Genomic DNA, 11,421 nt, shown 5'->3' with positions numbered 1-11,421 from the left:
ACAGCTTGTAGTGGTTCGCGTAGAGCGAGGCGTCGACGTGGAACTCATCCGAGCCCTGGGCCGAGATGAGGTTGATGACGCCGCCCATCGCGTTGTACTGCGCCTCCATACCGCCGGTGATGACGGAGAAGGAGGAGATGGAGTCGAAGTTGATGTTGGACGAGAAGGTGTTCGTCACCGGATCGGTGATGTCCAGGCCGTCCACCAGGTAGCGGTTCATCACCGAGTTGGCGCCGCGCACGTCCGGGTTGGCGCCACCGCTCACGCCGGCCACCTGCTGGGCCACGTTCTGGTAGCTGCGGCCCGAGGCCACGCGCGCCTGACTGTTGGACGAGAACACCGTGCCGGACTGGGTGGACTCGGGACGGGTGCCCGTGGTCTCGGCCTCGACCTCGATGGTCTCCTCCATGGCCGACTCGACGTTCCACGCCACGTTGAGCGGGCTCGTCTCGCCCTGACGCACCGTGAGCTTGCGACGGATGGGCTTGAGCCCCTCCATGCTGAACTCGACGATGTAGTCACCGGGCGGGAGGCTGGTGGCCTCGAAGTACCCGTCATTGGCGGTGGCGATCACCTTGGCGCCGCCGATGAGGGCCGGCGAGGTGATGGTCACCTTGGCACCGGGGAGGGCCGCCTGGGTGCCGGCCTCCAGCAGCTTGCCGGAGATACGACCGTTGAGCTCGCCCACGGCGAGAGCCGAGCCGGGGAGGGCCAGGGCGAGCGCGAGGGACAACCACTTCGTGTTTCGGAGAGTCATGTGCGTTTTCCTCGCGTGCTACTCAACCTGCAGGCAGTACACGTACTTGTCGCCCGTCGCGGGGGCCGAGATGGCCGTTTTCGCCTTGGCCGACAGCTCGAGCACCTGGGTCTCGGTCGTGGGGAGCTGGGCCGGTGTGAGCGCCCCACCCGCGTCATAGGTGAGGACCTCGCAGACGGGCGAATAGCCCGGCTCGCCGCGCTTCGCCGCGAGCACATCGTAGCCCTGGCCGACGCTCACCGCGCCAGTGACGCCCGTCACCGCCGAGCGCGGGTAGTACAGCTTCTGCGTCACCATGCGCACGGTGGTCACGCCGCTGGCGGTCACCTCGGTGGTGGGGATCTCGCCGCCGTCCAGGTAGGCCAGCAGGTACTGGTTGAACCAGCCCCACTTCTGGAGGCCGACGCCGGACTCCGGGTCCTTCTTGCCGTCCTTGAGGTTGGCATGGAACACGGCCGCGCCCGGCTCGATGACGGCGTAGGCGTGGAAGGTGCTGTCGGGGATGCCGAACTGCTTGCCGTTGACGGGCTCGGTCAGGGAGACCTGGATCTCCTTGCTGGCCACCACCGTCTTCTCGCTCTTGAGCTTCTGGCAGGCCACGTCCTGGCCGGTCACCGCCACCTTCTGGATGACGGGCACGTAGGTGGTGGTGGGCGCGGCGCCCGCGGCGTACGTGGCCGTCGGCAGCCGGGTGAAGATGGCGCCCTGCTGGTCGTAGGGCACGTCATCGCGATCGGCGTCGTACGAGTAGCCCTCGGGAGCCGTGCACCCGTCGAACACGTAGGTGCTGGGGGTGGGCACCGCCGAGACGGCGTTGCCGTTGGAGCGAACCGCGAGCGGATCCTTCGCCGTGCGCTGCCCGGCCGTGATGGAGAAGAGGAAGTACTCCAGCGGCGTGCCGGCCATGGCCTTGCGGGCCGTGAAGCTGCCGGAACCCGCGCGCTGGCGGTTGGCATTGGTGCCCAGGTACTCGGGGGGGAAGTTCGACGCATCGACCGGGCCGGCATTGAACTCGCCACCATCCCAACGGTCGTACACATTGCACCCGCTCAGACCCATCAGGGCGAGCGAGAGCGGCACCAGCATTCGCTGCACTCTCATCAACAGCCTCCATCGTGGGAGGACGGCGCGCACACGCATGCCCGGCTCGTCATCCCGCGAGCGTTCACGTCTGGCTTCTGTCTGGGTTCAAGGGCCGCGTTTGATCGGGGGGACTGGGCGCGACCCTTCGTCTTCACGCCTTCCGATCTCAGGAGGGCGTGCATTACGAATTGTTACCGGAGCGTCACCCCCCTGTAAAGTCAGGTGGGCCACAAATACCCGTGGCACGGGAATAGACGCCTGCCTGGATGCAGCAGGGAGATTGTTGGCGTTGAAAGGGTGAAGCGGATGTCATCCATGGACGAGAAGGCGGGCTCGGTGCTCGAGGCGGGGGCGGCCCTGGAGGAGCGGCTGGCGGGCTCCTGCGTGTCGGCGACGGTGGAGGGCTCCATCGCGCAGAGCGTGCGGCTGGGGTTGAGGCGGGGCGAGAGCGTGTGGGTATCGCGCGGGGGGCTGATGGCCTACTCGCAGGGGGTGGACTGGCGCCTGCGCATCCCCGGCGACGCGGGCAGGGCGATCGGCCGGATGCTGGCGGGCGAGGGGCTCGCGCTGCTGTACGTGACGGCCCCCGAGGATGGCGCCGAGGTGCTGCTGTGCGCCAACAAACCGGGAAAGCTGGTGACGTGGGACTTGAGGCGCGGCCCCATCCTCTGTACGCGCGGGGCCTTCGTGGCGGCGGTGGGCGAGGTGGACATCGGCGTGACGATGGCGCGCTCGCCCGGGGCGGCCCTCTTCGGGGGGGCGGGCCTCTTCCTCCAGAAGCTGTCGGGCACGGGCGTGGTGTTCCTCCACGGCTCGGGGGACTTCATCGAGCGGCGGCTCGCGCCGGGAGAGAAGCTGTTGGTGTCCACGGGGCACCTGGCGGTGTTCTCCGCCAGCGTGGGCTACGACATCCGGGGCGTGGGCGGCTGCGGCAAGGTGTTGTTCGGCGGCGAGGGCCTCTTCATGACGGAGCTGACGGGCCCGGGCTGGGTGCTGTTGCGCAGCCTCAAGGACACGCCGGAGCGGCAGCGGCCCGCACCGCGGTGAGGGGCGGGCCGCACTCGCGGTGACAGGCCCACGGAGGTCTTCCTCGGGGCGCGCCTCTGGGGGTAGAAGGCCCGCCATGAAAATCTACGAGCACCCGTTCTCCAGTGCCGCTCTGAAGGTCCGCGCCGTCGTCCACGAGCTCGGCCTCCCCGTCACCCTCGTCACCGTGGACATGGGCAAGGGCGAGCACAAGAGCCCCGAGTTCCTCGCCCGCAACCCCAACGGCAAGGTCCCCACGCTCGAGGACGACGGTTTCGTGGTGTGGGAGTCCAACGCCATCCTCTGCTACCTGGCCGCCAAGAAGCCCGAGAGCGGGCTGCTGCCCGCCGACCCGCGGGGCATGGCCCTGGTGCAGCAGTGGCTCCAGTGGCAGACCTCCACCCTGGCCGTCTCCACCGGCGAGGTGATGAACGAGACCGTCTACGCGAAGCTCTTCGGCCGCCCCAAGGACGAGGCGAAGTACGCCGCCGGCATGGAGAAGGTGCGCCGGGATCTGGGCCTGCTGGAGAAGACGCTCGCCGGCCAGGAGTTCCTCTGCGGCAAGCTCACCCTCGCCGACTTCTCCATCGTCTCCAGCCTCATGCCGCGCACGGCCATGGGCTTCGACCTCGAGGCCTTCCCGAACGTGAAGGCCTGGGTCGCCCGCCTGGAGTCCCGCGAGAGCGTCCGCAAGGCCATGCCCGCGCTGTAATCAGCGGCGCTGGCGGCGATCCTCGCGCTTCTCGCGGCGGTCCTCGCGCAGCTCCTGCTTCGTCTGCCGCACCTCCTGGCGGGCCAACTCCGTGAGCTGCACGATGAGCGTGCGCTCGCGCTGGAGGTCCGCCTGGTTGCGGCTGCCCATGACCCAGTACAGCTCCTGGGCGATGGCCCTGCGCGTCTGGAGCGTGGCCACCTCGACGCGCGCGTCCCGGACGTCGTCCCGCCGGTCGCGGCGGTCATCCGCGTTGGCCCCCGGCCGTCCCCAGACCTTGTCCCGGCGCACCTCGCGGTTGCTGCGGCGCACCTCCGACTTGTCCGCCTCCAGCTCGGCGCGGCTCTCGGCGAGCTCCTGCCGCAGCAGGTCGCGCAGCCGATCCTCCACGGCGGACATCGCGCGCTCGTTCTGCCGCGCCCAGGCCTGGTCGAAGCGGGCCAGCACGTCCTCCAGGTCGGCCACGTCGCGGCGGTCATCGCGCAGCTCGCGCTTGTCCTGACGGACCTCCTGGCGGTCCTGCGCGCGTTCGGTGCGGTTGCGCCCCTCCTGCGCCTGGGCACTGCCGGCGAGGAAGAGGGAGGCGATGAGGGCGGAAGAGAGACGGTTCATGGGGGTCATTCTCGAAAGCTCGATGTTGTTCTCGTGAACATCCGTCTGGACGGACGGTCGCGGAGTTTATTCGAGCCCCACGCATCGAAGGGACGCCCCGCCTATATTGGGAGGGCCATGGAGCCCTCGCGCCAGCCCCCCTCCCCGGTGTCGGAGTGCCTCCTCAATATCGACCTCGGCGAGCTGCCAGACGAGGATGAGCAGCTCTACACGGCCGCCCAGGTGGCGAACATCGCCTGTGGTGGGCACGCGGGGGACGAGCACACCATGCGTCGGGCCCTGGAGGCATGCGCGCGCCATGGGACTCGGGCCGGGGCACATCCCTCCTTCGAGGACCGCGAGAACTTCGGGCGCCACGAGCTCCAGGTCACGCCAGAGGTGCTGCGCGCCCAGGTGGCGGCCCAGTGCACCCGTCTGGGACGGCTCGCCTCCGAGGTGGGGGTGCCCCTGCGCTACGCCAAGCCGCACGGTGCCCTGTACCACGCGGCCAACCGGGAGCCCGCGCTCGCCCGTGCCGTGGTGGCTGGTGTCGTCGAGGCGCTGGGCTTGGGTGTCACCTTCATCGGTCCTGGCATGGGCGCCCTGCGCGAGGCGACCCGGGAGGCGGGGCTCGCCTACGCACGCGAGGGCTTCGCGGACCGGGGCACGCGGCCGGATGGCTCGCTCATTCCCCGAGGGCAGCCAGGCGCGGTGCTGAGTGACCCCTCGGTGGCCCGGGAGAACGCGCTGCGGCTCGCCATGGGCGGCACGGTGGACACGTTGTGCGTGCACGGGGACTCGCCGGGCGCGGTGGCGATGGCGCGCGAGGTGCGCGCGGTGCTGGAGGTGCTCGCCCTGCGCTCCGTGTCCCTTGGCGAGGGTGCGCTGCGGCTCGTCCTGCCCGCGCACCTGGAGCCGCGCGGGGTGCTGGAGACATTGAAGGCCGAGCCCGGCGTGGTGGACGTGGTGGTGGGCGAGGCGCACGCCTGCGTGTACTTCGACCCGGCGGCGCCTCCCGAGGACCCCCGGCACGTGCTGGGCCGGCTCGCCGTGTCGACGGGAGCTCGCGAGGAGCCCCCGCTCATCACCGTGCGCGTGCGCTACGACGGGCCGGACCTGCCGGGGGTGGCCGAGCGCTCGGGGCTCTCGGTGGAGGACGTGGTGCTGCTGCACGCCTCGCGCGAGTACACGGTGCGCACCGTGGGCTTCCTCCCGGGCTTCTCCTACCTGGGCGAGGTGGACGCGCGCCTCGCGGTGCCCCGGCTCGCCACGCCGAGGACGCGCGTGCCGGCGCTCTCGGTGGGGCTCGCCGGGCGCCGCACCGCCATCTATCCCGTGGCCTCTCCGGGCGGGTGGAACCTGCTGGGCACGGCCGTGGACTTCACCCCCTTCCTCCCCGAGTCCGGCGCGCGGCTGCGGCTCGGGGACCGGGTGCGCTTCGAGCGGGTGGACTGAATGGACGCATGGCTGGAGGTGCTCGAGGTGGGCGGGCCGGTGCTGGTGCAGGACGGGGGCCGTGCGGGCCTCATGCACCACGGGGTACCGCCCGGAGGCGCCCTGGTGCCCGAGGGCCTGGCCTCGGGCAACCGCGCGGTGGGCAACGCGTGGGGCGCGGCGGCGCTGGAGTGTTACGGGAGGCTGGAGCTGCGCCTGCACGGGCGGAGCGCGTGGGTGGCCGTGGACGGCCGGGCCGAGCGGGTGGAGGACGGCGGGCGCGTCTCGGTGCCCGCGCCGCGCGAGGCGGTGGTGCGCTACGTGGCCGTGGAGGGAGGGCTCGCGGTGCCCGAGGTGCTCGGTGGACGGGGCACGTTGCTGGTGGCGCGGCTCGGGGGGCTGGAGGGCCGGCCGCTGAAGCGTGGGGACGCGCTGCCACTCGGAGGAGGCGGGGGGGCTCGGGTGGAGGAAGCCACCGTGTTGCCCCTGGAGTCCGAGGTGCGCGTGGTGCTGGGGCCGGACCTGTCGCGCTTCGGCCCGAACGTGGAGCAGGTGCTGCTGGGGAGCACCTTCACGGTGTCCCCCGCGAGTGACCGCGTGGGCATGCGGTTGCGCGGGCCGAGCCTGCCGCAGGTCGACGAGGGCTCCGGGGTGTCCGGGCCCATGGTGCGCGGGGCCATCGAGGTGCCGGCCTCGGGAGAGCCCATCGTGCTCGGGCCGGACCATCCCACGACCGGGGGCTACCCGGTGGTGGCGGTGGTCATCCGCGCGGACTGGGGACGACTGGCGGCCCGGCGACCCGGAACGCCAGTGAAGTTCCAGGCCGTCAGCGTGGACGAGGCGCGTGAAATCTGGCGCCGCCAGTCCCCGGCCTATAGTGCCGCCCTGAATCCGTAGCCTGACCGCGGGGAGAGTGCATGAAGCGCGTTCTGAAGAAGGTGGGCCTGGGGCTCGTGGGGCTCGTGGCGGTGCTGGTCGCCGTGGGAGTGTTCCTGCCGCGTACGTGGCATGTCGAGCGCTCGGTGGTCGTCAATGGCGAGCCCGAGCACATCTACCCGCTCGTCAACGACCTGAAGGCCTGGCCGACGTGGGCCGCGTGGAACAAGGAGATGGACCCGGTGGTGAAGTGGGAGTACGGCGGCCCCGCCACCGGCGTGGGCGCGTGGTGGTCCTGGGATGGCCCGCAGATGGGGCACGGGAAGATGACCATCACGAAGAGCGACGTGGCCTCGGGCGTCTGGATCGACGAGATGATCGAGACGGACACGGAGGTCAACGCGCACGGCTCCATCACGTGGACGCGTGAGGGTGGCGGGACGAAGGTGACCTGGGTGGACGAGGGCGTGCTGCCGCCCGTGCTGGGCGGCTACGGCGTCGGTTTCATCGAGAAGATGCTCGGCGACCACTTCCAGACGGGCCTGAACAAGCTCAAGGCCCAGGTGGAGAAGCGTCGGGCCGCCGAGGCGGAGGCCGCCGAGGCCGCGGCACAGGCCGCGCCCGCGACTCCATGAAACGGACTAGTCCCGCGGCTCGCGCATGCCCTCGTCCTGCATCATCCCGTCATTTTCCTCGGGGGTGGTGGCGGGGGCGCCGGGGTTGAGCGGCTCGTCGCTGGTCTCTCCCTCCAGGCTGGAGTCCAGCGGCTCCGGCTCCAGGCCCGCGCCGCCGGTGCCGGGATCGGGATGATGGGTGCCCTCGTGCACGCCCGGCTCCGTCTCGCGCGTGCCCTCCTCGGGCGTCGGGTTGGTGTTCTGGCTGGTGTCCTCATCCGGGGTGTCGATGCCCGCGCCACCCGCGCCGGAGCTCGCCCCGATGGGTGGAGGCGTGGTGGTGCTCTTGGCGGCCGTGTCCGTCTTGCACGCCGTGCCGAACGCCACCGCACCCGCCAGCAGACCCGTCAGCAGAAGCCTGGTCTTCGTCATGTCTCATCCCTCCCCATGCGTGAATCCGACGTGTGTCTCGCGGCCGGGAAGCTGAGGCGTGGATTCGCTGGGTGCAGCGGGGGCTCGGCTGGCAGGGCGCTCGGCGGTCGAGGGCGGCGAGCGCCTGGTCGTCCGGCGAGGTGGCTTCGAGGGCGATACAGTGCTCGCTGATGAAGACTCCGGACCTCCGACTGGTACCCGCCCTGCCCGAGCACGTGGACGTGTGGATGGCCATGCGTGACGAGCCGCTCTCGCGCCGCATGTTGCCGCTGGAGCCCACGACGCGCGAGGGCCTGCTCGAGCGCATTCGCGAGGCCAGCGCCGACGTGACGGACCCGAGCGCGAAGGGCTTCCGGTGGATGGTGGAGCTCGACGGGCGCATCATCGGCACGGTGTCCGCGAGGGACCTGTCGCGCGTGCAGGGCCGCATCGAGGTGGGCTACATGCTCTCGGGCGAGTACGTGGGCCGGGGACTCGGCACGCGAGCGGTGTCGATGATGGTGGAGCGCCTCTTCTCGATGCCGTTCCTGTACCGCGTCTGGCTGGGGACGGCGGCGGACAACCTCGCCTCACAGGGACTGGCGAGGAAGCTCGGCTTCACGCTGGAGGGCGTGATGCGGGGCCACTACGTGGTGGACGGCACGCGCAAGGACCAGCAGGTGTGGGGACTCTTGCGGCCCGAGTGGGAGGCGAAGCGGGCCGGAGTGTCCTCCCTGGCCCGGTAGACTGTTCAGATGTTCCGCAACAGCCCATCGCCTTTGCGCGCGGTGAGTGGCGAGCAGGTGCCCGGGCACGGTGAGGAAACGCTCAGCGCATCGGCGACATCGTCGACGAGTGCTCGCGCGAAGGCCGCGTGTGCTTCGTTGCGGAGGACCGAGGACCAGTCGAGCACCCGGAGGGCTTCGAGGCCCTCGTGTGTCTCGCGGTAGGCACGCAGCGGCTTGCCTTTCGGGTCGCAGAGATACCGGACGTAGTTCTTCGGGTGCCGATGACGTGGTTCGGCTTTCCATTGTGCGTCAGAGGGAGCCGGTGCCAGATAGGCCGGATCATCCACCTCGAAGTCCTCAAGGTCGCGAGCCATGTCGAAACGGTTTGGAGCCCGGTTGGCCCCAGCCCGTGCGAGCGCGGCCGCCTCGCCGAAGAAGTAGGACTCGACCATGGGGGTGAGCAGGTGGAACGAGCCGTACTCGGCGAGCGCTTGATACACCCGGTCTTGAGCGGTCGCCGAGGAGAAGGTGCTGTCGACGTAAGCCCTCACGGCATGGCGGAAGTATTCCAGGACATGCTCGGGCTGGTCCGCGTTGACCAACTCCAGGTCGTCCACCGCAATGACGTAATCCGCCCGCATCGTGCCGCTTCGGCCGGGATACACGGTGCTCACGAGGCTCCTGGCGAGTTTCGCGGCGAGCGACTTCGTGGCCTGCTCCCTGGGCAGGAGTGCCCCGACGCGGTTGGACGTGAAGTCCTGGGTCTGTAGCGGCGGGAGGAACTCCACGTCCGCGCCGGTCGAGGCGAAGAGCTTCTGGAGCGAGAGATGAAGGCCCAGGTACTCAAGGTCCCCCGTAACGATGAGCTGGACTCGGACCGTCACTTGGGTGGACGCCTCTGCGCTCCGAAGGCTTGGTCGCTGTAGAGGTCTCCGAGCGAGAAGTGCGAGAGCCACTCCGGGTTGCTGTGCTCGGTCAGCGCGATGGGGAGCATCGCGTGCCCGGGCTCCATGATGTAGACGCGCTCTGGCTCGGTGTTGAAGGTGTTGAGCACCACCGGCGAGTGCGTCGCGAGGAGCACAGTCACATTTTTGGCCGCAGCGCGGGCCCTCGCCAGGTCCATCAACGTCCGGATGGCGTACGGGTGCAGGCCGTTCTCCGGCTCGTCGATGGCTACGGCACCACCGTCCGGCGCGGATGCAATGGCGCACAAGTGGAGCAGGGCGACGAGCAGGCCGTGGGGTGCTGAGTAGACATCAATGGGCTGCCGGAGACCCCGGACGAAAAACTGGACCGTGACAGTCTGTCCTGCCACGAGGAATTCGAGGTCCTCGAAGAGTTCCGGGAAGCATTCGCGCAACCCATCCCGGACGAATAGCCAGCGCTCTTCATGCTCCTTTCGGCCGGCCTTCCAGTTGCGCAGCAACGAGAAGGCATTGCGTCCATCCGAGTGGAGATACAAATCCGTGCTGGCGGGCGAGCCGGCTGTACGCAGGCTCCAGAATTGGAGGTTCTGGTACAGGCGGAAGTTTGATGCGAGCCCATGCAGGCCCTTCAGTTCTTCTCGCTGCTTGGCGGGAAGCAGACTCATGGCGTGCGAGAAAACGGAATCTCCTGAGACGGTCAGTTCACGCTCCTGGACGAATGCCGCACTCTCGTCAGGATATTGCCCTGCAACCACCTCTTCTCCAATCCGCACCCGCTCTCCGATTGCGATCAGAGGGGATCTTAGCCAAGCATGAACCATCCAGTAACACTGGCTCTGGCGCAGTGTCAGACGGATGTTGGCTTCTGCATCTGCGTGCTGGTTCTTGATGCTCGCGGTTCCTCCTGAGAACTCGACTGCCCCATGGATTCCCCGTTCGAGGAAGTGGCGGAGGAACTCGATGGAGGAGAGCAACGTCGTCTTGCCCACGCCGTTCGGACCCGTGATGGCGCAGACCCCGGAGGGGCTCCAGATTACCTCTTGGAGCGCGCGGTAGTTCTTGACCTCCAACGAGAATCCCATGGCTCTCCTCCGCTCGGGCCGAGCCTTCCCCGTCCACCTGTCCAGGCGAATCGGGGAAGACCCTGACCGCAGTCCCTACTGCTTCGCCTTCTGCATCACCTCGCGGGCGACCTTCACCACGTTCTCCACGGTGAAGCCGAACTTCTGCTGCAACTGCTTCAGCGGCGCCGACGCACCGAAGCTGCGCATGCCCACCACCGCTCCGCGCAGCCCCACCCAGCGCTCCCAGCCGAATGCCCCCGCCTTCTCCACCGCCACCCTCGCCCTCACCGCCGCGGGCAGCACCTGCTCCCGGTACGCCTCGTCCTGCCGCTCGAACAGCTCCCACGAGGGCATGCTCACCACCCGCGCCTTCACGCCCTCGCCCTTGAGCTGCTCATACGCCTGCACGCACAGGTGCACCTCGCTGCCCGTGCCGATCAGGATGACCTCCGGCGGGCCCTCGCTGTCCGCCAGCACGTACGCGCCCTTGGCCAACCCCGAGGCCGGCGCGTACTTCGTCCGGTCCAGCGTCGGCAGCGCCTGACGCGTGAGCGACAGCACCACCGGGTCGTGCTTCAGCGGGGCGATGACCCGCCACGCCTCCACCACCTCGTTGGCGTCCGCCGGTCGCAGCACGATGAGCCCCGGAATCGCCCGCAGGCTCGGCAGCTGCTCCACCGGCTGGTGCGTGGGGCCGTCCTCGCCCACGCCGATCGAGTCGTGCGTGAAGATGTGGATGCTCGGCAGCTCCATGATCGCCGACAGGCGGATGGCGGGCCGCTCGTAGTCGCTGAAGATGAGGAAGGTGGCGCTGTAGGGCCGCACGTTGCACAGCGCCAGGCCGTTGATGATGGAGCCCATGGCGTGCTCGCGCACCCCGAAGTGGATGTTGCGCCCCGTCAGGTCCCCCTGCTTCATCGCCCCCGAGAACGACAGGTACGTCTTCGTGGACGGGTTCAGGTCCGCCGAGCCGCCCACCAGCCACGGGTAGTTCTTCGCCAGCGCGGTGAGCACCTTGCCGCTCGACTCGCGGGTGGCCACGCCCTTGGCGTCCGCGGGGAACACGGGCAGCTCCTTGTCCCAGCCCGCCGGCAGCTCGCGCCGCTGCATCCGGTTGAGCTGGTCCGCCAGCTCGGGGAACTGCTTCTGGTACTCGGCGAACGTCGCCTCCCACGCGGTGCGCAGCGTGCGGCCGCGCT

Annotated in this window: 13 protein-coding genes; 6 read left to right on the top strand and 7 right to left on the bottom strand. The window is 69.4% G+C overall.

From position 1 onward, the window contains the following. Both VF794_RS22940 and VF794_RS22935 read right to left on the bottom strand, forming a co-directional pair. The coding region (locus VF794_RS22940; protein ID WP_331113822.1) for a TonB-dependent receptor at positions 1–757 on the bottom strand (757 nt) is incomplete at its 3' end. An 18-nt stretch (positions 758–775) separates the two neighbouring features. Further along, the gene (locus VF794_RS22935) at positions 776–1,858 is read right to left on the bottom strand and encodes a hypothetical protein (RefSeq protein WP_331113820.1); all 1,083 of its coding nucleotides are present in this window, start codon (positions 1,856–1,858) and stop codon (positions 776–778) included. 288 nt (positions 1,859–2,146) lie between these two features. Between VF794_RS22935 and VF794_RS22930 the strand changes: the two genes are divergently transcribed. Further along, a complete protein-coding gene (locus tag VF794_RS22930; protein ID WP_331113819.1) occupies positions 2,147–2,887 on the top strand; it encodes an AIM24 family protein in 741 nt (246 codons plus the stop codon). Positions 2,888–2,963: 76 nt separating this feature from the next. Then, positions 2,964–3,578 carry a glutathione S-transferase family protein gene (locus VF794_RS22925; protein WP_331113817.1) on the top strand — a complete coding sequence of 205 codons (615 nt, stop codon included), beginning with the start codon at positions 2,964–2,966 and terminating at the stop codon, positions 3,576–3,578. On the opposite strand, the gene VF794_RS22920 is transcribed toward VF794_RS22925, so the two are convergent. Further along, entirely contained in the window at positions 3,579–4,190 is a 612-nt protein-coding gene (locus tag VF794_RS22920; protein WP_331113815.1) for a hypothetical protein, read from the bottom strand. A 117-nt stretch (positions 4,191–4,307) separates the two neighbouring features. Between VF794_RS22920 and VF794_RS22915 the strand changes: the two genes are divergently transcribed. The 3 genes from VF794_RS22915 to VF794_RS22905 are packed head-to-tail and all read left to right on the top strand — an operon-like array spanning position 4,308 to position 7,114. Continuing rightward, positions 4,308–5,624 (top strand): LamB/YcsF family protein, encoded by a 1,317-nt coding sequence (locus tag VF794_RS22915; protein ID WP_331113813.1) that lies wholly within the window; start codon positions 4,308–4,310, stop codon positions 5,622–5,624. Beyond that, positions 5,625–6,500 carry a biotin-dependent carboxyltransferase family protein gene (locus VF794_RS22910; RefSeq protein WP_331113811.1) on the top strand — a complete coding sequence of 292 codons (876 nt, stop codon included), beginning with the start codon at positions 5,625–5,627 and terminating at the stop codon, positions 6,498–6,500. A 20-nt stretch (positions 6,501–6,520) separates the two neighbouring features. Next, a complete protein-coding gene (locus tag VF794_RS22905) occupies positions 6,521–7,114 on the top strand; it encodes an SRPBCC family protein (RefSeq protein ID WP_331113809.1) in 594 nt (197 codons plus the stop codon). 6 nt (positions 7,115–7,120) lie between these two features. Here VF794_RS22905 and VF794_RS22900 read toward each other — a convergent pair whose 3' ends face one another. Continuing rightward, the gene (locus VF794_RS22900) at positions 7,121–7,525 is read right to left on the bottom strand and encodes a hypothetical protein (RefSeq protein ID WP_331113807.1); all 405 of its coding nucleotides are present in this window, start codon (positions 7,523–7,525) and stop codon (positions 7,121–7,123) included. A gap of 170 nt (positions 7,526–7,695) precedes the next feature. Here VF794_RS22900 and VF794_RS22895 point away from each other — a divergent pair, with 170 nt between their 5' ends. Next, entirely contained in the window at positions 7,696–8,250 is a 555-nt protein-coding gene (locus VF794_RS22895; protein ID WP_331113805.1) for a GNAT family protein, read from the top strand. Between the two features lie 5 nt (positions 8,251–8,255). Here the strand turns inward: VF794_RS22895 and VF794_RS22890 are convergent, their stop codons facing one another. The 3 genes from VF794_RS22890 to VF794_RS22880 form a co-directional block, all read right to left on the bottom strand. Then, the gene (locus VF794_RS22890) at positions 8,256–9,116 is read right to left on the bottom strand and encodes a hypothetical protein (protein WP_331113803.1); all 861 of its coding nucleotides are present in this window, start codon (positions 9,114–9,116) and stop codon (positions 8,256–8,258) included. Next, complete coding sequence (locus VF794_RS22885) at positions 9,113–10,240, bottom strand: AAA family ATPase (protein WP_331113801.1); 1,128 nt, start codon at positions 10,238–10,240, stop codon at positions 9,113–9,115. Before VF794_RS22885 ends, VF794_RS22890 begins: the two co-directional genes overlap by 4 nt. A 75-nt stretch (positions 10,241–10,315) precedes the next feature. After that, on the bottom strand, positions 10,316–11,421 hold a 1,106-nt coding region (locus VF794_RS22880; protein ID WP_331113799.1), incomplete at its 5' end, for a transketolase-like TK C-terminal-containing protein.

The organism is Archangium sp., from assembly GCF_036389735.1.
In the GTDB taxonomy this organism is placed as follows: Bacteria; Myxococcota; Myxococcia; order Myxococcales; family Myxococcaceae; genus Archangium.
This window is presented reverse-complemented; position numbering and strand designations above follow the sequence as displayed.

Coding starts and splice junctions, on each gene's coding strand:
- VF794_RS22935 (WP_331113820.1), bottom strand. CDS start 1,858: ATGAGAGTGCAGCGAATGCTGGTGCCGCTCTCGCTCGCCCTGATGGGT.
- VF794_RS22930 (WP_331113819.1), top strand. CDS start 2,147: ATGTCATCCATGGACGAGAAGGCGGGCTCGGTGCTCGAGGCGGGGGCG.
- VF794_RS22925 (WP_331113817.1), top strand. CDS start 2,964: ATGAAAATCTACGAGCACCCGTTCTCCAGTGCCGCTCTGAAGGTCCGC.
- VF794_RS22920 (WP_331113815.1), bottom strand. CDS start 4,190: ATGAACCGTCTCTCTTCCGCCCTCATCGCCTCCCTCTTCCTCGCCGGC.
- VF794_RS22915 (WP_331113813.1), top strand. CDS start 4,308: ATGGAGCCCTCGCGCCAGCCCCCCTCCCCGGTGTCGGAGTGCCTCCTC.
- VF794_RS22910 (WP_331113811.1), top strand. CDS start 5,625: ATGGACGCATGGCTGGAGGTGCTCGAGGTGGGCGGGCCGGTGCTGGTG.
- VF794_RS22905 (WP_331113809.1), top strand. CDS start 6,521: ATGAAGCGCGTTCTGAAGAAGGTGGGCCTGGGGCTCGTGGGGCTCGTG.
- VF794_RS22900 (WP_331113807.1), bottom strand. CDS start 7,525: ATGACGAAGACCAGGCTTCTGCTGACGGGTCTGCTGGCGGGTGCGGTG.
- VF794_RS22895 (WP_331113805.1), top strand. CDS start 7,696: ATGAAGACTCCGGACCTCCGACTGGTACCCGCCCTGCCCGAGCACGTG.
- VF794_RS22885 (WP_331113801.1), bottom strand. CDS start 10,240: ATGGGATTCTCGTTGGAGGTCAAGAACTACCGCGCGCTCCAAGAGGTA.